Consider the following 23,844-nt stretch of genomic DNA (forward strand, 5'->3'; position numbering starts at 1 on the left):
TTCACTTCATGCCGAGCCTTTTGGCCATCCGCCCCAGGTTCGCCCGATCCAGGCCCAGCTCGCGGGCCGCGCTTGCCCAGTTGTGGTTGTGCCGCTCCAGGCAGGCACCGATCAATTGACGCTGATAACGCTCGGTAGCTTCGCGCAAATCGCCGGTCACCAGTTGCGTGACGCTGGCAGCCGGTTGTTCGGCAGCGGCTTCAACGCTGGCGTTGGGCAAGTCCAGGTCGGCGGCGCTCAGGCTGAGAATCTTCGGCCGTTCCTTGCAATTGCCCAGGGCTTTCAAGGCGCTGCGGCCGATCAAGTGTTCGAGCTCGCGCACGTTACCGGGCCAGTCGTAGGCCAGCAATGCAGCCTGGGCGTCGCTGTTCAGGCGCAGGCTGTTGAGGCCCATGCGCGAGCGGTTCTGCTCCAGGAAGTAACCGCTGAGCAGCAGCACATCGCGCCCGCGATCGCGCAGGGCCGGCACCAGCAGCGGATAAACGCTAAGGCGATGGTAGAAGTCGGCGCGGTAACGGCCGCTGCGCACTTCTTCGGCGAGGTCGCGGTTGGTCGCCGCGATCAGGCGTACGTCGACCTGATGCTCCTTGTCCGAACCCAGTCGCTGTAGTTGACCGCTCTGCAACACGCGCAGCAACTTGGCCTGCACGGTCAGCGACAACTCACCGACTTCATCGAGAAACAGCGTGCCGCCATTGGCCAGTTCGAACTTGCCGCGGCGGTCGTTCATCGCTCCGGTGAAGGCGCCGCGGACATGGCCGAACAACTCGCTTTCCACCAATGTGTCGGGCAACGCGGCGCAGTTGAGGCTGATGATCGGTTTGTCGGCGCGGGGCGAGGCGGCATGGATGGCCTGGGCCACCAACTCCTTGCCGACCCCGGTTTCGCCGGTGATCAACACGGTCAGGTCGCTGCCGCCCACCAGACTGATCTCTTCGACCAGACGCTTGTGGGCCTTGCTCTGGCCGATCATCTCGCGAGTCTGCTGGCCGCTGGCCTGGCGGTAGACCTCGGCGCGCTGATGCTCATCTTCGACCCGGTTGTTCAAGCGCTCGATACGCTCGGCGGCGTTGACCGTGGCGGCCGCGAGGCTGGCGAAGGCTTGCAGGGCATCCAGCTCGATGGGCTCGAAGCGCTCCGGATCGAGGGCGTCGAGGGTCAGCAGACCCCAGGGGCGCTCGTCGATGAATAACGGGCAACCCATGCAGTCGTGGACTTCCAGATGATCATCCAGGCCATCGACCAGGCCGTCATAGGGGTCAGGCAAGTCGCTGTCGGCAGCGAAGCGGGTCGGGCCTGGGCTGCTGAGCAGCGCTTGGAACCGCGGGTGCTCGCTGACCTTGAAGCGCCGACCGAGGGTATCGGTACTCAAGCCGTCGACGGCCAGCGGCACCAACCATTCACCATCAAGACGCAGCAGAGCGGCGGCGTCGCATGGCAGCAGGGCGCGCATGGCTTCCAGCAGGCGGCGATAACGCTCGCCTTCAGGCAGTTCGCGGGACAGGTCGGAGACCAGGGGCAGCAGGGCGGTGAGCAGGGGTTTTGCAGTCATAGTGACTCCGTGTAGTCGGTATGACTATAAGTCAGGCAGTGTCTAAATGACTATTAAGTTATTAACTCATTGATTTATAAAGACTAAATAGTTGGCATGGAAGCTGATAGGCATAGGGTAATCCGTTAGCAATCCAAGAAGACCAGGAGTCACCTTATGCTGAGCGTTCAAGATCGTGCCATCGTCAAATCCACCGTGCCACTGCTCGAAAGCGGTGGTGAAGCGCTGATCACCCACTTCTACCGCATGATGCTCTCCGAATACCCGGAAGTCCGCCCACTGTTCAACCAGGCCCACCAGACCAGCGGTGATCAGCCGCGTGCCCTGGCCAACGGCGTATTGATGTATGCGCGCCATATCGACCAACTCGACCAGTTGGGCGACCTGGTGGCCAAGATCATCAACAAGCATGTGGCCCTGCAGATCCTGCCGGAACACTATCCGATTGTCGGCAGCTGCCTGCTGCGGGCCATCGCTGAAGTGCTGGGCGAAGAGATCGCCACCCCGGAAGTGATTGCGGCCTGGGGCGCGGCTTATGGCCAACTGGCGGACATCCTGATCGGCGCCGAAACCAGCATCTACGATCAGAAGGAGCAGGCCCCCGGCGGCTGGCGCGGGGCGCGGGAATTCATCGTGGCGGGCAAGGTCGAGGAGAGCGCAGAGATCACCTCGTTCTACTTCGAACCGGCGGATAAAGGCCCGATTCTGGTGGCGGAACCCGGCCAGTACATCGGCATGAAACTGATCCTCGACGGCGAAGAGATCCGCCGCAACTACTCGCTGTCGGCGCTGGCGAACAACGGCCAGTACCGCATCAGCGTCAAACGCGAGGACGGTGGCCGCGCTTCCAACTTCCTGCACGACCAGTTGCAGGTCGGCGCCAGCATCCAGTTGTTCCCGCCATCGGGCGAGTTCGTCCTTACCGCCAGCGACAAGCCACTGGTGCTGATCAGCGGCGGCGTCGGCATCACCCCGACCCTGGCGATGCTCGAAGCGGCGCTGGAGACTCAGCGGCCGGTGCACTTCATCCACTGCGCGCGCAATGGCAGTGTGCATGCCTTCCGCGACTGGATCGACGGCCTGGCCGAGCGTCACCCGCAACTCAAGCGCTTCTACTGCTACGCCGAAGATGACGGCGTGAGCCCGGCGGCGCACAAGGTTGGTTTGTTGAGCCAGCAGCAGTTGCATGAGTGGCTGCCGGAGCAGCGTGACCTGGATGCTTACTTCCTGGGGCCGAAAGGTTTCATGGCGTCCATCAAGCGCCACCTCAAGGCACTGGGCGTGCCGGAAAAGCAAAGCCGCTATGAGTTCTTCGGGCCGGCAGCGGCGCTGGAGTAAGGGGTTGGCGCGGTGAGCCAGGCTCACCGCGTCGCTTTCATCGCGAGCAGGCTCGCTCCCACATTGGTCCGCGTCGTATGCAGATCAAATAATGTGGGAGCGAGCCTGCTCGCGAATGCTTCACCTCGGTCCTGAACTGAAAAAAGTCAGAAAGTTAATCCCTCCTTAACCGCCTTATCGTCTATTCCCCCGAATCCCCCTGTCATGCTCCAGGCTCTCAAAGGTCCGGGCCAGCGTGTAGACTGGCGGGCACTCGAAATCTTCAAGGGAAACGCGATGAGCGATGAATCCATGCGGTTGGGGCGTGAACGGCGCTACCTGGTGTTGTTGGGCATCATTTGCCTGGCGTTGATCGGCGGCGCGCTGTACATGCAAATTGTCCTGGGCGAGGCACCTTGCCCGCTGTGCATCCTGCAACGTTATGCATTGCTGCTGATCGCGATCTTTGCCTTCATCGGCGCGACCATGCGCAGCCGTCGCAGCATCACGGTGTTCGAAACCCTGGTGGTGATCTGTGCGCTGGCCGGTGCAGGCGTCGCCGGGCATCACGTCTTCACGCAGTTCTATCCGTCAGTCAGCTGCGGCATCGATGTGCTGCAACCGATTGTCGACGACTTGCCGCTGGCGAAGATCTTCCCGCTGGGGTTCCAGGTCGACGGTTTCTGCTCCACGCCATACCCGCCGATCCTTGGTCTGTCGCTGGCGCAGTGGGCGCTGGTCGCCTTCGTGATGATCGTGGTGCTGGTGCCTTTGCTAACGTCGCGTAACCGCAAAGCGCTGCGCTGAGGTCATCTGTCGGCACGCATTGTCGGACAAAAAAGCCCCGGTCCTCGCAGGAGGGCCGGGGCTTTTTTTGTCCTGCCGAGCGCATTTCAGAGGCCGGATAAAAAGACCCTGATGTGCGACAGCCAAGGGTGCGACACATGTGCGACATGTTGTCACAGAGTCGGTGTCGCAGGGCGTTCGAGGAAGCCGGATTGGTGCATGGAAACGTAACGAAATTGGGCTGTTTTACAGGCTTGCGGTTTTTTCCATTCCGAACGCGAGCAGGCAGTTTTAACAGGGTCTGACGAACGGCCGGAGCCCCCGTCATATCGGGCCTCGGGCAAGGTAAAGGGCAGTGAAGAGGGGGCCGATACTGTCTGAACTGTGGGTGGAAGACCTACTTATTGTGGTGTTTTTGTTGAGAATCAATTTCGATAAGATGCGCCACTTTTGCGAAAACGGTTAATGATTGTTGCCGGTTCGGATAAAAATTATTTCGGGATGAGACATGGTTTATAGGGCGTTACATATCTACAATCGCCCGCACTGAATCCCCGGCACTGCTCAAATCTTAACCAGACGTGAGCAGAAACAGGGTGTCGAGAGGTCTGGTGGCTTCATGCGATGCCCAGGTGTCGGAGTCTCCAACTACCCGCACCAAATGGAATTGGTCTGTAACAAGGCCTTTGACCACGAATTCGAATAAGAACTCACCGCAGGCCCGGGATTTGTCGTAAAGCGTCTGACGCACGACGGGCATGCCCTTATTCAATCCAAGAAAAATGCCAACCCTTGGCAGGGTGAAGTGTTGGCGATCAAAACCCAACTGCATTGCGCAAGCTGCTTTAGAGGTCGTGAGATGAGTAAAAACAGGTACCCCAGACTACTAGGCTTATTGCCGCTGATCGGCACGTTGTTGCTGTCAGGCTGCAACATGACCTTGCTCAATCCCAAGGGCCAGGTTGGTCTGGACGAGCGAAACCTGATCATCACCGCAACGCTGCTGATGCTGTTGGTCGTGGTGCCGGTCATCGTCATGACCTTCCTGTTCGCCTGGAAATACCGCGCGTCCAACACCAACGCCACCTACACCCCGAAATGGAACCACTCCACCAAGATCGAGATCGCGGTGTGGGCTGTTCCAGTGCTGATCATCATTGCCCTGGGTTACGTCACCTACAAGTCGACCCACGCCCTGGACCCGTACAAGCCGCTGGAATCCGACGTCAAGCCAGTGACCATCGAAGTGGTCGCGCTGGACTGGAAGTGGCTGTTCATCTACCCGGAACAAGGCATCGCCACGGTCAACAAGATCGTGTTCCCGGCGCACACCCCGGTCAACTTCAAGATCACTTCCGACGCCGTGATGAACTCGTTCTTCATCCCTGCTCTGGGTGGCCAGATCTACGCGATGGCGGGCATGCAGACCAAGCTGCACCTGATCGCCAACGAGAACGCTGAAATGGACGGTATCTCCGCCAACTACAGCGGCGCTGGTTTCACCGGTATGAAATTCAAAGCGATCGCAACTTCCCAGGAAGATTTCGACGCCTGGGTAAGTGAAGTCAAAAAGGCACCTAAACAGCTTGAACAAGCTGAATACGCAGCCCTTTCCAAGCCAAGCCAGAACAACCCAGTCGAGCTCTACTCCTCGGTTACCCCAGGCATGTTCCAGGCCATCGTCGACAAGTACGAAGGCATGAAACCGGGTCCTAAGGTCAAGCACGAGAAAGCAGAGAAAGAAGTGGCCCAAATGGAAGGGATGGACATGAGTTCGCATTCAGCTGCCGGGGCAGAGGAGTAAACGATGTTTGGTAAATTAAGTTGGGAAGCGATCCCGTTCCACGAGCCGATTGTCATGGTGACCATCTCCATGATCGCGCTCGGTGGTCTGGCGTTGTTCGCCGCAATCACCTACTTCAAGAAGTGGACCTACCTGTGGACCGAGTGGCTGACGTCGGTCGACCACAAGAAAATCGGCGTGATGTACATCGTCGTCGCCATGGTCATGCTGCTGCGCGGCTTTGCCGACGCCATCATGATGCGTACCCAGTTGGCCATGGCCACCGAGGGTTCGCCTGGCTACCTGCCACCTGAACACTATGACCAGATCTTCACCGCTCACGGTGTGATCATGATCATCTTCATGGCGATGCCATTCTTCACCGGCCTGATGAACCTTGCAGTGCCGCTGCAGATCGGCGCGCGTGACGTTGCCTACCCGTTCCTGAACTCCCTGAGCTTCTGGCTGCTGGTTTCCGGCGTAGTGCTGATCAACCTGTCCCTGGGCGTCGGCGAATTCGCCAAGACCGGCTGGGTTGCCTATCCGCCGCTGTCGGGCCTGCAATACAGTCCTGGCGTGGGGATGGATTACTACATCTGGGCGCTACAGCTATCGGGTCTTGGGACAACGCTGACGGGGGTCAACTTCCTGGCCACCGTGCTGAAAATGCGTACCCCTGGCATGAAGATGATGGACATGCCGATCTTCACCTGGACCTGCACCTGGGCCAACGTCCTGATCGTGGCTTCGTTCCCGATCCTGACCGCTACCCTGGCACTGCTGACGCTTGACCGTTACATGGATTTCCACATTTTCACCAATGAACTTGGTGGCAATCCGATGATGTACGTGAACCTGTTCTGGGCATGGGGTCACCCCGAGGTGTACATCCTGATCCTGCCAGCGTTCGGTATCTTCTCCGAAGTCATCTCGACCTTCACCGGCAAGAAACTGTTCGGCCACCACTCGATGGTCTACGCATCGGGCGCGATCTCGATCCTGGGCTTCATGGTTTGGCTGCACCACTTCTTCACCATGGGTTCGGGTGCCAGCGTCAACGCCTTCTTCGGTCTGGCGACGATGCTGATTTCCGTCCCGACGGGTGTGAAGCTGTTCAACTGGCTGTTCACCATCTACCAGGGCCGTCTGCGCTTCACCAGCCAGGTGATGTGGACCCTGGGCTTCATGGTGACCTTCGCCATCGGCGGCATGACCGGCGTACTGCTGGCCATCCCGGGTGCCGACTTCGTTCTGCACAACAGCCTGTTCGTGATCGCGCACTTCCATAACGTGATCATCGGCGGTGCGGTATTCGGCTACATCGCAGGCTTCGGCTTCTACTTCCCTAAAGCGTTCGGCTTCAAGCTGCACGAAGGTTGGGGCAAGGCCGCGTTCTGGTTCTGGATCACCGGCTTCTTCGTCGCGTTCATGCCGCTCTATGTACTGGGCTTCATGGGCATGACCCGTCGCCTGAACGCCACTACCAACCCTGAGTGGGTGCCGTACCTGTACGTCGCCATGTTCGGTGCGGTGATGATCGCCGTGGGTATCGCTTGCCAGCTGATCCAGCTGTACGTCAGTGTGCGTGACCGCAACAAGCCAGAAAACATGTGCGAACACGGCGACCCGTGGAATGCACACACCCTGGAATGGTCGACCTCGTCGCCACCTCCGTTCTACAACTTCGCCGTGCTGCCGAAAGCCGATGTTGTTGATCCGTTCACCGAAGCCAAGGAAAACGGCACCGCGTACAAGGCCCCGGCCAAGTACGAGCCGATCCACATGCCAAACAACACCGCCACCGGTGTGGTCATGGGCGCACTGTTGACCGTGTTCGGTTTCGCGATGATCTGGCACATCTGGTGGCTGGCGATCGCTGGTCTGGCCGGCACCGTGATCTACTTCGTGATCCACGCGGCCCGTGATGATCAAGGCTATATGGTGCCGGTCGACGTGATCGAGCGCATCGAAGCCGAGCAGCACAAGCGTCTGGTAGCGGCAGGGAAAATCCCGGCCACCGCCACCCGTGTTGAAACCTCGTTGGAACAGGCTTAAACCATGTCGAACTTAGTGACCAATGCTGGACACACCCATGTCGATGGACATGGGCATGATGACCATCACCACGACTCGGGCGAGATGACCGTATACGGTTTCTGGCTCTACCTGATGACCGACTGCATTCTGTTCGCGTCGATCTTCGCGGCGTACGCGGTACTGGTTAACAACGTAGCGGGTGGCCCGTCGGGCCACGACATCTTCGAACTGCCATACGTACTGGGCGAAACCGCTCTGCTGCTGTTCAGTTCGATCACCTACGGCTTCGCCATGCTGGCGTTCTTCCGTGGCAACAAGAAGCAGGTCCTGGGCTGGCTGGCCCTGACCTTCATGTTCGGTGCCGGCTTCATCGGCATGGAGATCAACGAGTTCCATATGTTGATCTCCGAGGGCTACGGCCCTAGCCGTTCCGGCTTCCTGTCCGGGTTCTTCACCCTGGTCGGCACCCACGGTCTGCACGTGACCAGCGGTCTGATCTGGATGGCGATCATGATGTATCAGGTGCAGAAAAACGGCCTGACGGCGACCAACAAGACCCGTCTGAGCTGCCTGAGCCTGTTCTGGCACTTCCTGGACGTCGTGTGGATCTGCGTATTCACCGTTGTTTATCTGATGGGGACTATGTAAATGGCTAACGCAGCTCATTCCCAAAATGGCCATGGCCATGACAGCCACGACGCCAGTCATGGCAGCGTCAAGTCCTACGGCATCGGTTTCATCCTGTCGGTGATCCTGACCCTGATTCCGTTCGGTCTGGTGATGTACCCGACGCTGCCGAAGTCGATCACCCTGATGATCGTCGTCGCGTTCGCAGTCATCCAGGTGCTGGTGCACCTGGTGTACTTCCTCCATCTGGACCGTTCGGCCGCGCAGCGTAACAACGTGATTGCGTTTGTCTTCGCCGCGATCGTGATCGTCCTGCTGGTTGGCCTGTCGCTGTGGATCATGTTCAGCATCCACACGTTCATGATGGCGAAGTGAGGTAAGTCCGCATGTCCCTCAAGCACTTTATCCAAATCACCAAACCGGGGATCATTTTCGGTAACGTGCTTTCTGTGGCAGGCGGATTTTTCCTGGCCTCCAAAGGGCATGTCGATCTGGCCATCTTCCTGGCCGCCATGATCGGCACGTCCCTGGTGGTTGCCTCCGGTTGCGTGTTCAACAACTGCATCGACCGTGACATCGACCTGAAGATGGAACGCACCAAGAACCGGGTGCTGGTCCAGGGCTTGATCTCCCTGAAACTGGCCCTGATCTATGCGACCGTCCTGGGTGTCGCCGGCATTGCCCTGTTGTACAAGGTGGCCAACCCGTTGGCCGCGCTGTTCGCAGTCATCGGCTTCGTGATCTACGTCGGCTTCTACAGCCTGTACCTCAAGCGCAAGTCGGTTCACGGCACGCTGGTGGGCAGTCTGTCGGGCGCCATGCCGCCGGTGATTGGCTACGTCGCCGTCAGCAACACCTTCGACATGGCCGCACTGACCCTGCTGGTGATGTTCAGCCTGTGGCAGATGCCGCATTCCTACGCCATCGCGATCTTCCGCTTCAACGATTACCTGGCCGCATCGATTCCGGTGCTGCCAGTGAAGCGCGGCATCCAGGTGGCCAAGAAGCACATCCTGATCTACATCCTGGCCTTCCTCGTGGCGACCTTGATGCTGACCTTCAGCGGCTACGCCGGCATGAGCTACCTCGCCGTCGCCGCGGCCATGGGCATGTACTGGCTGTACATGGCCTGGACCGGCTACAAGGCAGTGGATGACACGGTCTGGGCACGCAAGCTGTTCGTGTTCTCGATCTTCACCATTACCGCGTTGAGCGTGATGATGTCCCTGGACTTCAAAGTGCCGAGCGAGTTGCTGCTGACGTACGCGCCTTAAGCGTCGGATGCTGTAAAGAAAAGCCCCGTCTTCGAGAGAAGAGCGGGGCTTTTTGTTGGGTGCTTTCTGCTGGACCGAGTTGCCGCCATCGCGAGCAGGCTCACTCCTACATTGGATCTGCGTCGCCGCCAATGTTGAATGCAACCCCGATCACCTGTGGGAGCGAGCCTGCTCGCGATGGCTGCGACGCGGTGTTTCAGGCACGAACCATAGTCGTCTGGCCAAACGGGTTCGGCGCAACCCCTGTGTCATGAGTCATTGAGGAAAACGGAACATGGCATTTAGGAAACGTCCTAACGCCAGCACCTGCGTTGCTTGGGTAAGGTCTCTCTCGTCAATTGATAGATCGTTGAGGCACAAGACAGCGGCAACTATTCGTCTTCGATGACAGGAAAGTGGGGTTGAATGAGAGAACGTAACCTATTTGACGAGTTGATCCAGGGCGTTGAAGAAATGAGAGCTCAACGCGAAGCCATGCGCCGCAATGCGGTGGAAGACGTGCGGACCACTGATATTGGTACGCAAGAACACGTTCATATTGAGGAGCCACCAATCTCCGTTCTCACTAATATTTTGCATGATTATCTGGAGAGCACAGATGACGAAGCCCCATAGCGGCCACGTCCTCTCATCCGCCTTGGACACGCTGGTAAAAAGACCTTTGAATCAAGCGGATGACGTTGCCTTGGTGAGCGCCGCCAAAGCCGTCTGGTACTCGGACTCAAATCTTGAAACCGAAGTAACCGCTTTTTTGAATTGTCACGCTGACGATGTGGAGGTTCGGCGTGCTGGTTATCTGCTTGAGCGATTCACCCGATTTACCTGCTTGTCTGATCTGCGCGTGTCGGAGACTCTTAATGCCCTCGAGCTTTTGGCACATTCGACTACCGTGCCAGCCGTGACGCTACAAACTGTTATGCCATTGCGCCGACGCCGTGATGAGCTCGCTGTCTCTTGGGGGTTAAGTGAGGGCCTCGGCCTGAAAGCCCAAGCCCTCATGCCTTTCCAGACCCGGCATTACGAAGCTGAGCAACGCGCCATGTTTTCCTGAACCCTGGTTGCAGCGAAGAAGTCGCATCGTTTGATCCAACAGCTGGAACGGCCTGCAGCGTAAAGCCCCTCCCTTCGAGAGAATGGCGGGGCTTTTTCATTTACGCGCGGTTGTTACACGGTGCATCGAGCACTTTCACCACGTCATCGATGATTGCTTTGCTCATGTCCTGCAAAAAATGCGAGGCCCAGGCGTGTCGGTCGGAGTCGCGGACCATGGCGGCGTCTGAGGCGAGTAGTTTGGCGAGGTGGAGCAGGTCGGAGGCGTGGTAGAGGGCTTCGGTTACCGGGACGCCGGCATTGATGCGGAACAGGGGTTCTTTGGCGTGGTAGGAAAACGGGGTGAGGCCGATGGTTTTGAGGTCTTTGGGATTGGTCATTGGGCTTCACCTCCTGTTGGGCCGGAGGTGGAGGGGCATGACTGGTGTAGCAGACGGATCGATAGCGTTCATTTGTAACTCCTGCATAAGTGAAGCTGTCCCGTTCGTTATCAGGCGAATGGGTGGCAGCTGTGCGCAGGCTGATAAACCGGAGATGCAGGACCCGGCAGACCCGAAGGTCTCCCACGCACAGCCGCCATTGCACGAAAAAACGGGCGAAAAAAAACGCCGACAATCGTGGAGTTGGCGCAGTTGCGCGCACATCTTACCCGGGTTATCAGGCCCGGTCGCTGAATTGGCAGCGACCGGGCGAAGTTAGCCGGCAAGAATGAGGTCGGCAATCGTAGCGATCTGGTGGCCGGGGATGGCCGGGACACCGCAGACCCTGTGGGAGCGGGCTTGCTCGCGAAAGCGGTGTGTCAGGCGACATTGATGCTGGATGTGACGGCCTCATCGCGAGCAGGCTCGCTCCCACAGGGATAGGCGGTGGTCGGTTATTTTTGTGGCATGTCCAGCAACCGGAAAAACCGCTCCCGCACCTGCACATGATCACTGTGCGCCACATTGAATCGTAGAAACTGATTGGCATCCGCCGCTTTGCTGAGCAAGGTTCCCGGTGCCAGTACCAGGTCGATTTCCAGACCCTTTCTGGCCAGGCACTCGGCTTTGAACCCCTGCGGCAATCGCGTCCAGATGTACAGCCCTTCCCCCGGCAACGACGACACCGAACACCCGGCCTCGCTCAGCCACGCGGCCACCCGGCTGTTCGACTCGTAGAGCCGGTCCACCGTGCGACGCATGTGTTTGGTGTAGCTGCCGTCGCTGAGCATGGTGCAGATGATCTGCTCGGCCATTTCCGAGGTCATGCCGCCGCAGGCCATTTTCAGCGTCACCATCCGCGCCGCCAGTAGCGGTGACAGCACCGCGAAGCTGACGCGGCTGTTGGCGGTCAGGGTCTTGGAGAACCCGGAGACGTAAGAGACATTGTCCAGCCCGCTCGCGGCCAGGCGTGGCGTCCGGCGTTGCTGCATGTCGCAGTACAAATCGTCTTCGAGAATGTGGAAATTGTAGCGATGGCTCAGCTCCACCAAGCGGTAAACCTGCGCCGAGGTGAACGAGTGCCCGGTCGGGTTGTGCAGGGCATTGTTGGTCATGTAGAGCACGGGACGATGGGCGATCAGTAGTTGCTCGAACGCGTCCAGGTCCATGCCGTCGCAGTCGCGGCGGATGGTGATGACCTTGGCGCCATGCCAGGCCAGATTGGTGTGCATCGTGAAGTAACACGGGTCGTCGAGCAGCACCGTGTCGCCGGGCTTGACCAGCAGGCGCATCAGCATGTCGATGGCTTGTACGGTGTTGGCGGTGGTGATGATCTGTTCGACCGGCGCCTCGATGCCCAAGGTCGACATCTTGACCCGCAAAGCCTGGCGCAATGGCAGGTAACCGCTGGCGTTGCCGTATTCACCCATGCGCAGGGTTGTCGCGCGAAGCGTCCCGCGCACGGCCTTGAGCAATTCTTCGGCAGGCAACCACGAGGACGGCAAAAAACCAGCCCCCGGTCGCAGCGCACCATTGTCCAGCAGCACCGCGCGGCGGACCACGCTGAGGGTGTCTTGCGGGAGCAGGTCCGGCCCGGCGTTGGCCGGCAGGGTGGTGCTGGAGCGGTGCACGTAGTGCCCGGAACCCTGGCGTGAAACCACCAGGCCCTTGGCCCGCAAACGGTCGAGGGCGTCGACCACCGTGGACTTGCCCACGTGCATCAAGTCGGAGAGTTCGCGAATCGGCGGCAGCCTGGAGCCGTGGGGCAGGCCGCCCTGACTGATCGCCACCGTTAATTGATCGACGATCTGCTGGACCAGCGGCACACCCGGCTGGAACTCGATAGCGGCGATCACTGCGCGCTGAGCCTGCATTTTACTGGTCTCTCCGGCAGTAAAGTTCGTTTGATTCTATACGAACTTGCTCTGACCAAGACAAACATCTCTTTCTACTATCGCTCTGGAGTGTTTTCGGATTGTCGACCTGTTGCCGGTCGTTCAGTCGCCAAGGTTCATGAGGTGCTGCATGAGTTTAGAAACGACCGCCGTCGTGGCGAAACCGGTGATCAACCTGCGGTTGTTCACCATTCGAATCATCACGGCCGTGGCGCTGTTCGCGGTGTTGGGCAAGGCCAACGTCTGGCTCGATACCGCCACCAACAGCATTCTGGCCTTGGGTTATCGGGCCTTGTTGTTACTGCTGCCGCTGACGTTGCTGGTACTCGGTCGTCGCTCCTTGAGTGTCACGCTGCTGTGTGCCGCCATGGGCTTGGTGCTGCTGGCGGTCACCCGCAACCAGGGCGTCGTCATGTTTGCCGCGGCGCTGTTTGCCTACGGCATTGCGATTGCCGGTTACCTGATCAAGAGCGAAGCGGCGCAGACCAAGGAGGGCGCGGCCTATAACCGCGTGGCCATGAACATGGGCAGCCTGTTGGCTGGCCTGATCCTGCTGTCGCCGCTATTGACCCCAACCATGTTTTTTCTCGGCGCCGCCAGTTTTGTCCTGCTGTGCCTGCCCATCGCCATGGGCGCGACCTTCACCACCGAAGCCGCGGTGGCACGCCCTGCCAGCCAGGAAGGCAGCGGCTGGCGCAACAAACTGCCGTGGGTGATCGCCGGCGTCATCATGGGCATCAAGCTGTTTGGGGTGTTCTCGATCCTGCCGCAAGCGATCCTGCTCCAGACCGGCGAACTGCCGGCCTGGTACGGCCTGATGCTGATCCTCAACAGCGCCGTGGTGGTATTCGCGCAAGTGCCGGTGATGAAACTGATCGAGAGCACCGGGCGCTTCAAGGTGTTGACGGTCATCGGGATCATCGTCGGCGGTTTTGCGGTGCTGTCTTCACCGGCTGCGTTCCACGTCGAAACCCTGGTCGGCGCACTGGTCTGGGTGGCGCTGCTGTCCATTGCCGAGTGCGCGTTCAGTCACCTCGATTACTTCTCGGTCAAGCAGAACAACATGTTCGTCAAGGAAGTGTCTTTGGGCGTCGGCGCCGGATTGACCGTGTTGATCATGCGGGTCATGCCGCCTCCCTACAACGCGCTGGTGCTGGCAGCCATTGGCGCTGGCGGGATTCTGGTCTGGTACTGGCTCAACCGTAAATCAATCGCGTCGCTGCATGACTGAGTCATCGCCGTTTCGGTTTTCACTTTGCAAGTCGGGGGGGGGTTATGAGTACGACTTCGTGCGTAGTAGTGGTTGGGTACAACGGCAGTCGGGTTCACGATGTCCAGAAGCTGCGCGATCTGTGCAAGTCGCTGTACAACGCCAGGCTGATCCTGCTGGTCGAGCAGATTCAGCCCCGGGACGATCAGGTCGCTGATCACGTTTGCAGTACATCGCTGGCCGAGAAAGACGTTCCGGCCTCTCTCGAACTGGTGGTCGGTTGCCTGAATGCCGATTGCTGGGAACTGATCGGCGTGCTGCCGTTTTCGGATCGCGGCGTGCTGCTCGGTGCGGCGCTGGCCAACCATTTCGGCCTGCCCGGCATTACCCCGGCCGATGCGCGAGCGGGGTTGGACAAACAGATTTTCCGCCAACTCGAAGCGACTGCCACTGCGGCACCCGAGGATTACCGGCCGATCGTTTCCACCCGGATCGAGAGCCTGCCGGAACTGCGTCAGCGCGTGATCGAACTGGGCGGCAAGGCGTTCATCAAGCCTGCCTGCGAAGGTGCCAGCCGCGGCTGCCGGGTCATTCGGCACCCGTCCGAATGCGACGAGGCATGGCAGGCCCTCAAACCCTATCGCGAGGGCGGCATCTTGCTTGAAGAACTGATCCAGAACGCCCGCGAATACAGCTGGGACTATGTGGCGGGAAGTACCTGGATCACCGAAAAAACCACCACCGATGGCGCCTACCGCGCCGAGATCCAGCAAGTGGTGCCAGCGCCCTTGGCGGCGGACGCACAGGCGCGGCTTATGGCCGCCGGCCGACACATGGCGGGGCTGGTATCGCAGGACAACGGAGCCTGGCACAACGAAGTTTTCCACAGGGCCAATCACCGCACTTCGGCCGTGGAAACCAACATGCGCCCCGGTGGCATGCACATCTGGGACCTGGCCCGTAAGGCGTTCATCGACTTCGATCCGTGGGAGCGCTGGGTCCGCTGGGCCGTGGAAGGCTACATCGCCAACCATGATCCAGTACCACGCGGTTACTGCGGCATACGCCTGTTGCGAGCGAACACCGGCGGCATCCTGCGGGACGTACCGGACATCCAGGCCCTGGCCCGGTCGCTGAACATCGAATTGGTGGAAGCGGTGCTGACCAAGCGCATTGGTGATTCGGTCAGCGCACTGGTGAAAGACAACTTCTCGTTCATCGGCCACATCGTGTTGTTCAACGAGCAGTACGAACGCCTCAGCCTGGACCTGACGCGTCTGGCCGAGGCCATTGAATCAAGGGTCGGGATCACCAGCCTGGCAGCGCCGGCGAGGGCTGTGGGCTGAGTCGTGGATCAAGCAGCAGCGATCGATGTTTTTTGCAGTATTGATCAAGAGGGTTACGTAAATGAATGCACACATGACCTGTGATGAGCGCTTCATCGCTCTGGCACGGGAATTCAACTATGACATCTACGGCGAGAACACCGCTGGCGGACATTACGCGCCGCTGATTCGTCATCACGATGAACTGTATATCAGCGGTCTGGTGCCGCGCATGAACGGCAAAATCCACTATCCGGGGCGGGTCGGACTGGACCTCGACATGGCGGATGCGCAAGCGGCCGCCAGCATCAGTGCGATGCGCGGATTGGCGCTGATCGTTGATGCCATTGGTTCGCTGGACAAGATCAAATCGTTGATTCGGGTCACGGTGTATGTGAGATCCACGGAAGATTTTGTCGACCTCAGTGAAGTCGCCAATGGCGCATCGGATGTTTTCAGTCACGTACTGGGCGATGCCGGGAAACATACACGCACTACAGTCGGTGTTTATCAGTTACCGAAAAATGCGGCGATTGAAGTTGATATGATCGTGGCGTTGCGGCCGTCGGTGTTATAAATAAAGTTGTCCGGCTTTACACTGTTGAAGGGTTCGCCTAAGGTCGGGTAACTCCATTCGGCAGAATAAGTTGGAAACAGAAGATGAATAACGTTCAGGGTGCGTTTTTTTCATATAAGGATTTTCGCCGGAGTCTGGATCGGCAGCCGACCAAACCTCGTGTGTGGAAAGGTGCCGAACTTAGCGATATGCGCCAGACTCTTGAGGCCAGCGACGTCGATATTATTGCGCTGGCCCACGATAATACGCTCGACGGTTGCCAACTGACGCCCGGCATGGCGGTGTCCATGCAATGGTTGGTGCCGGGTTCAACACTCGAAGGTCATGCCCATGCCTGGTGGCATCTGTTCGTTATCCAGTCCGGCAGCGGCACCTTGTCACTGGGCGATGCAGACGAGGTAAACGTCGGCCCCGGGGATGTATTGCTGGTACCGGCCTGGACCCGTCACGGCTTCGTCAACACCAGCGCCACCGAGCCGCTGGCAATGCTCAACCTCAGCAACATGCCGCAGATGGCATTGCTATCCAACCACGCCGACAACGTTGGGCTGATCCCCCGCCCGCTGTAAATTCCTTTGTGCTGCACACCAGGGAGTCCGCATACGCTGACTCCCTTTTTTGGTTTTTACGCACCTGAAAAATACCCTCTGGCGATTTAACACTCTGATTTCTGTATCGATAGAAATAGATAATTTCTGTATCTATTCAGCGCTTAAGCAACTTACTACGATCACTTCACATGCAACGGATTAATGTGTTTAGTGCAAAGGGAGTGTTCTATGGGAAGTACGAAGTTAAAGCTGTATCTGGGGGCGGACTATGTCAGTGCCTTTGCCATGTCGGCTTTTGTGGCTTTAAAGGAAAAGCAACTTTCCTTTGATCTGGTAACGCTGGATTTGAAGTCGCGTGAAAACTATCTGGACAGTTACCGCAATCTTTCGCTGACGTGCAAAATTCCTGTGTTGGTTCACGAAGGTTTTGCGCTGTCGGAATCTTCAGCCATTGCCGAGTATCTGGAAGAACTCGCTCCTGCTTCAAAAAGAATTTACCCGCAAGACATCAAGCAGCGTGCCCGTGCCCGTCAACTGCAGGCCTGGCTGCGCAGCGATCTGCTGGTGGTGCGCAAAGAGCGTCCGTTTGATCTGGTGTATTTCGGCAAGAAGGACACGCCGCTGTCCGACGAAGCCCGGGCTGCTACCGACCGTCTGTTCCATGTGGCCGACCAATTGCTGGAAGAGGGCGCCGAGCATCTGTTCGGTGACTGGAGCATTGCCGACACCGACCTTGCAATCATGCTCAACCGCCTGGTTGCCAACGGTGATCCGGTGCCGGCACGGCTCGCGGCGTATGTGTGTCGCCAGTGGGATCGCGACAGCGTCCGGGCGTGGATGGACATAGAGCGCAAAGCGCCGGCCATCGCGTAAACGACCATAAGGAGCGCGGCCATGCAAGGACTGTCGGAGCACGAACGCTACAAACCCTATAACGCACGCACCATTCGCGACACGCCCTGGTGGGACAAGTTGACCCCGGCATTGCAGGAGGCCATGACCGTGGTAGCCCGGGTCATGCCGTTTCGCACCAACGAATACGTGCTGGGCACGCTGATCGACTGGAACAATATCCCGGACGATCCGGTTTTCCGCATGACCTTCCCCCACAAGGACATGCTGCTGCCTGAGGAATATGCCTCGCTCAAACAGCTGATCGAGCAGGATGACAACGCGGCCATCAAGCATCGGATCGAGGCGATCTGGCGGCGCATGAACCCGCATCCGGCCGGGCAGTTGACCCACAACGGTGTCACTCTCAATGGCAAAGTCCTGCCGGGCATCCAGCACAAGTACCGCGAGACCGTGCTGTTTTTCCCCGGTGCCGGGCAGACTTGTCACGCGTACTGCACCTTCTGTTTCCGCTGGGCACAGTTCATTGGCGAAGAAGAACTCAAATTCAACGCCCGTGAATCCCGGGAGCTGGTCAATTACCTGAAGGTGCACACCGAAGTGACCGACGTGCTGATTACCGGCGGCGACCCGATGATCATGAACACCCGCTCGCTGGCCGATTACATCGAGCCGCTGCTGCAATTGCCACACCTGAAGAACATCCGCATCGGCACCAAATCCGTGGCGTACTGGCCGCAGCGTTTCGTCAGCGACAAGGATGCGCCCGAGCTGTTGGAGCTGTTCCGACGCATTGTCGCGGCGGGGAAAAACCTGTCGATCATGGGCCATTACAACCACCCGGTGGAGATCCGTCAGGCCATCGCCCGTCAGGCCATCGAACGCATTCGTTCGACAGGTGCGACGGTGCGCATGCAGGCGCCGCTGATCCGCCACATCAACGAAAACCCCGCCGACTGGGCCGCGCTGTGGACCGAAGGGGTGCGGCTCGGGGCAGTGCCTTATTACATGTTCGTCGAGCGTGACACCGGCCCCAGTCACTACTTCGCGATGCCGCTGGCCCGGGCCTTCGAGATCTTCCAGGCGGCGTACCGCACGGTGTCGGGGCTTGCGCGCACGGTACGCGGGCCGTCCATGAGCACCTTCTACGGCAAGGTGTTGATCAACGGCATCGAGACCGTCGCCGGGGAAAAAGTCTTCGTCCTGCAGTTCCTCCAGGCACGCAATCCGCAATGGGTGTTGCGCACGTTCTACGCGCGCTTCGATCCGCAGGCGACCTGGTTCGACGACCTGCAACCGGCCTTCGGCGAGCGTGCGTTCTTCTTTCAGACCGAGCTCTCCGCCGTGCCGGAATTGATACCCGTGTTGCTGGAAACGGCGTAGGAAAAATCATGAACAATGGGGAAATATGGATATGAGCAGTATCCCGTTTGATCAACGCGAGGGCGTTATCTGGCTCGACGGCGAGTTCGTCGAGTGGTCCCGGGCGCAGTTGCATGTGCTGACCCATGGCCTGCATTACGCGAGCACCGTGTATGAAGGCGAGCGGGTCTACAACGGCAGGATCTTCAAGCTGCGCGAACACAGCGAGCGGTTGTATCGCTCGGCGCAACTGATGGACTTTGCCATCCCCTATGCGCTGGCTGAACTGGAGGCGGCCAGCCAGGAACTGCTGCAACGCAACCAGGTCGTCGACGGCTATCTGCGCCCGGTGGCCTGGCGTGGCAGCGAGATGATTTCCACCTCGGCGCGTTTCAACTGTGTGCACGTGGCCATCGCGTGCTGGCAGTGGCCGAGCTATTTCGAGCCGGCGGCGCGCATGGCCGGCATCCGCTTGAAAACCGCGACCTGGCGTCGCCCGCCACCGAGCAGCAGCCCGTTCGAAGCCAAGGCCTCCGGGCATTACCAGATCGCCACACTGAGCAAGCACGACGCCGAGAACACGGGTTACCACGATGCGCTGATGCTCGACTGGCGTGGCCACATTGCCGAAGCCACCAGCGCCAATGTGTTTTTCGTCAAAGGCCGGACTTTGCACACACCGACCCCGGACTGCTTTCTCAATGGCATTACCCGGCAGACCGTCATTGAGTTGGCCAAAGCGCTGGACTACCAGGTGATCGAACGCACGATTTTGCCTACGGAGCTTGGCGACTTCGACGAGTGTTTTCTCACCGGCACTGCCGCCGAAATCACCCCGGTGCAGAGCATCGACGCGCAGCACTATCGACCGGGTGACGCCTGCCGCGACTTCATCGCTGCGTACACCTCAACCGTCAACGCCGGATAACCCGCCAGGAATCTCACCATGTCAGACCAAGGGATTGTTGCGTCTCAACCTTGCATTTCACTCGGCCATCGTCACGAAGAACTGTCGACGTTGGGCTGGACTGTGCTGACTCCCGAGGAATTTGCCGATGATGTCGTAGGCACCTTGTGCGAGTTCGGTCCGATCCTTCCACAGTTCAACGGCCAGATGGCCTTTGCCATTACCCGCAGGCCGGGTTACGAAGACTTGCCGTATTCCCAGAGCATGAACGGCATCGGCCCGCACACTGAAGCGCCGGTGTACGGACCGCCACCTCGCTACCTGGCGTTGCATTGCCATAAACAGGCTACGTGCGGTGGCGGGCACACCGGATTGGTGGACGGCTACGAATTTCTCAAGTCCCTCGAACACAGCGAACCGCAACTGCGTGAGTGGCTGAAGGACACGCCGGTAGAGTTTGTCGCCACCGCCAAACCGGGCGAACCGGAACAACGGCGGGTCAAGGAATACATCCTCACGCCTACAGAGGACGGGGATATTTTCCGCTTCAGCTACAACCAGTTTCACTACGGCGACGTGAACCCGTCCAAGGCAGCCCTGCAGCAATCCCTGGTCGCCGACAGCACCTCGCCACTGGCCAGGTTTGCCGTGCTCGGCGAAGCGTACTTCGTCGAGCACAACGTTCCGGTGCTGATTCCCGACGGATGCCTGCTGATTTGGGACAACTGGCGAATGATCCACGCCCGCAGTCGTTACACTGACCCGGCGCGCCACCTGACCCGCTATTGGCTGGCCTGACTTTTCCGTCGCCCTTCCTTCTTTTGGCGTACCCCTTGGCGGGTACGCGCCTTACAGGTATCGCGTCATGCAAACAGCAATCGAGATCGCCCAGGTCGACCATCAACTGATCGTGCGGCTCAACCAGGCCTGGACCAAGCGCGCCACGGTGTGTTCGCCGGACCGGGGCCGGGTCGAAGAAGTGTTCGACCCGGCGCGCCCGGATTACCCGGAGTCCATGGTGCCGTTCTTCCATCACCCGAAATTCCAGTCCCTGAACGAAGAGCTCAAAAGCAGCGTGGTGACTTGGGGCTGGATCGGCTACAACCTGCGCACCGTCACCGCTGAAGAACATGTGGTCAACCCGGCACTCAGCGTCATCGCCGATCAGTACCTGGGCAAGGACGACTGGCATTTTCGCGAGGCCATGCAACAGACCCTGATCGACGAGCACTACCACACGCTGATGCACCTGCGCGCCATTGAGCGGACCAAACTGGACCGGGCGCTGGATCAGGATCTGGACTTGCCACCTTCCGTCACTTACCTGCGCCTTAAAGCCCAGCGTGAAGCTCTGCCCGAGCAATGGCAGCGGGATCTGGCGGCGATCACTTTTGCGGTGGTGGCTGAGATCAGCGTCAACGCCTATCTGGACTTGCTGGCGGACGACCAGACCATCCAGCCGCAAAACCGCCGCGTGGCCGAACTGCACAATCGCGACGAGTATGCCCACAGCAAGGTGCTGGCCGAAGTGGCGAAGGTCATGTACGCGAACATGCAGCCGGCTCAACAGGAATTTTTCGCACGCAACCTGTCGGTGGCGCTGAGTGCTTTTATCGCTCAGGACTACTCCATGTGGGAGGCGATTCTGACGCAGCTTGGGGTCGAGGATGCGGCGCTGATCATTGCCGACACCCGCGAGAGCAACAGGAACGCGACCATCATGCGTGACTACAGTGGCCTGCATAAGTTGGCTCAAGACCTAGGTATCAGCGAGCAGATCGATTTCGACTTCCGTCCGACCCTCAAAACTAGCGCAGCGGCCTGAATCCGGAGGTGTGTATGTCAGTTCCCGAGTACGAAGTGTTCGCTATCCGTGTCGGCGCAAACGCCCAACGCACTGCCAAAGAGAACTTTCTCTATGACGCCTGCTGCGGTGATCCGAATGCGCCGATGCCACTGGATTACTACTTTTGGGTCATCCGCAACGAGCAACAGGTGATCGTGGTCGACACCTGTTTCCAACCGGCCACGGCGGATCGGCGCAATCGCCAAATGTATCGCCTGCCGGAAGAATCCCTGCGGCAACTGGACATCGATCCGGCCCGGGTCGAGCACCTGATCCTTACCCATTTGCACTGGGATCATGCCGGCAATCTTGGACTGTTCCCGAAGGCGACCGTGCATTTGCAGGAAGCGGAACTGCGTTTCTGCACCGGGCCGAAAATGGTCCATCACACGGTGAACAAAACCTACGAGGTCGAGGATGTGATGTCGGCGCTGCCACCGCTGTTCGAAGGGCGGATGCGTTTGCACAGCGGTGTTGTCGAGGTAGTGCCCGGTGTGACCTTGCATCCGGTGGGCGGACATACGCCGGGCAGTCAGGTGGTGCGGGTGAATACTGAGCGCGGCTGGATTGTGCTGGCCTCGGATGCCGCGCATTTGTGGGTCAACATTCGTGAGCGCAGCCCGTTTCCGATTCTCGATGACCTGGCGCAAACCCTCGAAGCCTTCACCGAAATCGATCGCCTGGCCGACAGCGAAGACCACGTCATCCCCGGCCACGACCCGCTGATCGCCGAGCGTTTCCCGCACTGGAGTGACGACCCGCATATCATTTGCCTGCACCAACCTCCGAACTGACCACAACCCCCTGTGGGAGCTGTCGTTCACCGATGTTGTGTTCACCGAAAATCCCTTGTAGGAGCGAGCCTGCTCGCGAAGACGGCGGCATATTCAACATTGATGTGTCTGATCCACCGCTATCGCGAGCAGGCTCACTCCTACAGAATCGCGGTCAACCCTGATGTTGGAGCAAACGCCCCAAGGTCTGCACGGCCTCGTCAATCCTCGGCGAATACGGCGCCCCGCAGCCAATTCGCACAAAGTGATCGAAACGTCTGGCATTGGAGAAGATATCCCCAGGTGAAATCTGGATGCCGACCTTCAGCGCCTCATGAAAAAACGCCATGGATGAATGCCGACGAGGCAGTTCCACCCATAACAACGTGCCGCCCTGGGGGGTGGTCACGCGGGTGCCGAGGGGGAAGTAGCGAATAATCGCCTCGCTCATCTGTTGACGTTGCAGCGTCAGGGTTTTTCTCAAACGGCGCAGGTAACGTTCGTAGGAGGGCGTCTTCATGAAGGCACCGACCGCCAGTTGCGACAAGGTTTCGCACCCTCGGGTCTGAGCGTGTTTAAGCATCTCCACGCGGTCGTGCCATTTGCCGGCGCTGATCCAGCCCAGGCGCATGCCCGGTGCCAGGGTTTTGTTCAGCGAGGCGCAATAGATCACGTTGTCGGTGCGGTCCCAATGTTTGAGCGTGGACAGCGGCTGCTCGGTGTCCACCAGGTCGCCGTAGGTGTCGTCCTCGATCAGAACGGTGTTGTGCTCGGCGCACAGTTTCACCAGTCGTGCCTTGTTGGCGTCGGGCATGATGCTGCCCAGCGGGTTTTGCAGGTTGGGAATGACGATCAATGCCTTGACCCGTTCAGGGCCTTGCAGCAGCCGTTGCAGGGCCTGCAGATTGAGCCCGGTGTGGGTCGATGCCGGAACTTCCAGCACGCGCAGGTTCAGGCTTTCGAGAATTTGCAGCAGACCGTAGAACGTCGGCGACTCCACGGCCACGGTGTCGCCGGGGCGGGTGACCGCGCGCAAGGCCAGATTGATCGCTTCGGTGGCGCCGTTGGTGATCACGATCCGCTCGGGGGGCAGGTGGGTCTTGCTGGCAAGTGCCCGTCGGGCCAGGATGTTGCGCAATGCGCTGTTGCCGCAGGTTGAGCCCGCGGTACCGATCAGGTTGGCGTTGTAGCGTAGCGACTTGATCATGTTGTCTTGCAAGGTTTTCAGCGGATACAGCTCGGGTGCGCAGTAGGCGCTGGCGAAGTTGACCTTGATCGTCGCGTGCTGACTGGCCTTGAGCACCGCTGAGACCTGTTCATGGATGCCGACATAGATGCTGGTATCCAGCGTTGGCGCCAAGGCAATCGGGGCGGGCCTGGGCACGGTGTCGGGCTGACGAATGTAGTTGCCGGAGCGCGGCCGGGCTTCCAGCACTCCGTAGTCTTCCAGTTCCCGGCACACCTGCACGGCGGTCGACAGGCTGACGGCGTGTTTTTCCATCATCAACCGGATCGAGGGCAGGCGTTCACCGGTTTTCAAGGTGCCGCTGCGGATAGCGTCCAGGTAATGGTTGGCCAACTGGCGATACAAGGGGGTTGTGTTCATGATGACCTCAGCAGTTGCACCACCGAGGTCTGGGCTGGAAAGTGAGTTGACGCTCCCCGCAGGCGGACCCGTGGTGCTCATGGGTAAAGGGAAGT

General features: G+C 59.2%; 24 protein-coding genes. 19 read left to right on the forward strand and 5 right to left on the reverse strand.

Features of this window, described 5'->3' with window-relative positions:
- Position 1 precedes the first annotated feature (1 nt).
- Positions 2-1,552 (reverse strand): nitric oxide reductase transcriptional regulator NorR, encoded by a 1,551-nt coding sequence (norR, locus tag KGA83_RS28375; protein ID WP_223531406.1) that lies wholly within the window; start codon positions 1,550-1,552, stop codon positions 2-4.
- A 156-nt stretch (positions 1,553-1,708) separates the two neighbouring features.
- On the opposite strand from norR, the gene hmpA reads away from it, so the two are divergent.
- Complete coding sequence (gene hmpA, locus KGA83_RS28380; RefSeq protein ID WP_108218270.1) at positions 1,709-2,890, forward strand: NO-inducible flavohemoprotein; 1,182 nt, start codon at positions 1,709-1,711, stop codon at positions 2,888-2,890.
- A gap of 276 nt (positions 2,891-3,166) precedes the next feature.
- The gene (locus tag KGA83_RS28385; RefSeq protein WP_115948066.1) at positions 3,167-3,676 is read left to right on the forward strand and encodes a disulfide bond formation protein B; all 510 of its coding nucleotides are present in this window, start codon (positions 3,167-3,169) and stop codon (positions 3,674-3,676) included.
- Positions 3,677-4,226: 550 nt separating this feature from the next.
- On the opposite strand, the gene KGA83_RS28390 is transcribed toward KGA83_RS28385, so the two are convergent.
- Entirely contained in the window at positions 4,227-4,487 is a 261-nt protein-coding gene (locus KGA83_RS28390; protein WP_108218271.1) for a hypothetical protein, read from the reverse strand.
- 27 nt (positions 4,488-4,514) lie between these two features.
- On the opposite strand from KGA83_RS28390, the gene cyoA reads away from it, so the two are divergent.
- The 7 genes from cyoA (at position 4,515) to KGA83_RS28425 (ending at position 10,427) form a co-directional block, all read left to right on the forward strand.
- On the forward strand, positions 4,515-5,459 hold the full coding sequence (gene cyoA, locus KGA83_RS28395; protein WP_115948065.1) for a ubiquinol oxidase subunit II: 945 nt from the start codon (positions 4,515-4,517) through the stop codon (positions 5,457-5,459).
- A 3-nt stretch (positions 5,460-5,462) separates the two neighbouring features.
- Complete coding sequence (cyoB, locus tag KGA83_RS28400) at positions 5,463-7,493, forward strand: cytochrome o ubiquinol oxidase subunit I (RefSeq protein ID WP_115948064.1); 2,031 nt, start codon at positions 5,463-5,465, stop codon at positions 7,491-7,493.
- A gap of 3 nt (positions 7,494-7,496) precedes the next feature.
- Positions 7,497-8,123 (forward strand): cytochrome o ubiquinol oxidase subunit III, encoded by a 627-nt coding sequence (locus KGA83_RS28405; protein WP_108218274.1) that lies wholly within the window; start codon positions 7,497-7,499, stop codon positions 8,121-8,123.
- Complete coding sequence (cyoD, locus tag KGA83_RS28410) at positions 8,124-8,477, forward strand: cytochrome o ubiquinol oxidase subunit IV (RefSeq protein ID WP_223531407.1); 354 nt, start codon at positions 8,124-8,126, stop codon at positions 8,475-8,477. It abuts the gene before it with no gap.
- Between the two features lie 11 nt (positions 8,478-8,488).
- Positions 8,489-9,376, forward strand: a complete 888-nt coding sequence (gene cyoE / locus KGA83_RS28415) for a heme o synthase (RefSeq protein ID WP_108218276.1) — start codon at positions 8,489-8,491, stop codon at positions 9,374-9,376.
- A gap of 405 nt (positions 9,377-9,781) precedes the next feature.
- The gene (locus KGA83_RS28420; RefSeq protein ID WP_146176400.1) at positions 9,782-9,991 is read left to right on the forward strand and encodes a hypothetical protein; all 210 of its coding nucleotides are present in this window, start codon (positions 9,782-9,784) and stop codon (positions 9,989-9,991) included.
- Positions 9,975-10,427 (forward strand): hypothetical protein, encoded by a 453-nt coding sequence (locus tag KGA83_RS28425; protein WP_108218277.1) that lies wholly within the window; start codon positions 9,975-9,977, stop codon positions 10,425-10,427. Before KGA83_RS28420 ends, KGA83_RS28425 begins: the two co-directional genes overlap by 17 nt.
- 100 nt (positions 10,428-10,527) lie before the next feature.
- On the opposite strand, the gene KGA83_RS28430 is transcribed toward KGA83_RS28425, so the two are convergent.
- The gene (locus tag KGA83_RS28430; protein WP_108218278.1) at positions 10,528-10,806 is read right to left on the reverse strand and encodes a DUF3077 domain-containing protein; all 279 of its coding nucleotides are present in this window, start codon (positions 10,804-10,806) and stop codon (positions 10,528-10,530) included.
- Between the two features lie 494 nt (positions 10,807-11,300).
- Positions 11,301-12,719, reverse strand: a complete 1,419-nt coding sequence (locus KGA83_RS28435) for a PLP-dependent aminotransferase family protein (protein ID WP_115948062.1) — start codon at positions 12,717-12,719, stop codon at positions 11,301-11,303.
- A 151-nt stretch (positions 12,720-12,870) separates the two neighbouring features.
- On the opposite strand from KGA83_RS28435, the gene KGA83_RS28440 reads away from it, so the two are divergent.
- From KGA83_RS28440 to KGA83_RS28485, 10 genes are all read left to right on the forward strand, one after another.
- The gene (locus KGA83_RS28440) at positions 12,871-13,971 is read left to right on the forward strand and encodes a hypothetical protein (RefSeq protein ID WP_108218280.1); all 1,101 of its coding nucleotides are present in this window, start codon (positions 12,871-12,873) and stop codon (positions 13,969-13,971) included.
- Between the two features lie 44 nt (positions 13,972-14,015).
- On the forward strand, positions 14,016-15,296 hold the full coding sequence (locus KGA83_RS28445; RefSeq protein WP_223531408.1) for an acetyl-CoA carboxylase biotin carboxylase subunit family protein: 1,281 nt from the start codon (positions 14,016-14,018) through the stop codon (positions 15,294-15,296).
- Between the two features lie 61 nt (positions 15,297-15,357).
- Positions 15,358-15,852 (forward strand): RidA family protein, encoded by a 495-nt coding sequence (locus tag KGA83_RS28450; protein ID WP_218429393.1) that lies wholly within the window; start codon positions 15,358-15,360, stop codon positions 15,850-15,852.
- 83 nt (positions 15,853-15,935) lie between these two features.
- The gene (locus tag KGA83_RS28455) at positions 15,936-16,421 is read left to right on the forward strand and encodes a cupin domain-containing protein (protein WP_223531409.1); all 486 of its coding nucleotides are present in this window, start codon (positions 15,936-15,938) and stop codon (positions 16,419-16,421) included.
- Between the two features lie 210 nt (positions 16,422-16,631).
- Positions 16,632-17,276: a glutathione transferase gene (yfcF, locus tag KGA83_RS28460; protein WP_223531410.1), complete on the forward strand. Its 645-nt coding sequence runs from the start codon at positions 16,632-16,634 to the stop codon at positions 17,274-17,276.
- Between the two features lie 21 nt (positions 17,277-17,297).
- Positions 17,298-18,638, forward strand: coding sequence for a KamA family radical SAM protein (locus KGA83_RS28465; RefSeq protein WP_223531411.1), 1,341 nt, complete (start codon positions 17,298-17,300; stop codon positions 18,636-18,638).
- Positions 18,639-18,669: 31 nt separating this feature from the next.
- On the forward strand, positions 18,670-19,545 hold the full coding sequence (locus KGA83_RS28470) for a branched-chain amino acid aminotransferase (RefSeq protein ID WP_115948098.1): 876 nt from the start codon (positions 18,670-18,672) through the stop codon (positions 19,543-19,545).
- A gap of 18 nt (positions 19,546-19,563) precedes the next feature.
- Complete coding sequence (locus KGA83_RS28475; protein ID WP_223531412.1) at positions 19,564-20,322, forward strand: TauD/TfdA family dioxygenase; 759 nt, start codon at positions 19,564-19,566, stop codon at positions 20,320-20,322.
- Between the two features lie 67 nt (positions 20,323-20,389).
- A complete protein-coding gene (locus tag KGA83_RS28480) occupies positions 20,390-21,349 on the forward strand; it encodes a diiron oxygenase (protein WP_223531413.1) in 960 nt (319 codons plus the stop codon).
- Positions 21,350-21,363: 14 nt separating this feature from the next.
- Positions 21,364-22,164, forward strand: coding sequence for an N-acyl homoserine lactonase family protein (locus KGA83_RS28485; RefSeq protein ID WP_115948057.1), 801 nt, complete (start codon positions 21,364-21,366; stop codon positions 22,162-22,164).
- Positions 22,165-22,318: 154 nt separating this feature from the next.
- Here KGA83_RS28485 and KGA83_RS28490 read toward each other — a convergent pair whose 3' ends face one another.
- Positions 22,319-23,749, reverse strand: a complete 1,431-nt coding sequence (locus KGA83_RS28490) for a PLP-dependent aminotransferase family protein (protein WP_223531414.1) — start codon at positions 23,747-23,749, stop codon at positions 22,319-22,321.
- Positions 23,750-23,844 lie beyond the last annotated feature (95 nt).

This window comes from Pseudomonas sp. GL-R-19 (assembly GCF_019956375.1).
Classification (GTDB): domain Bacteria; phylum Pseudomonadota; class Gammaproteobacteria; order Pseudomonadales; family Pseudomonadaceae; genus Aquipseudomonas.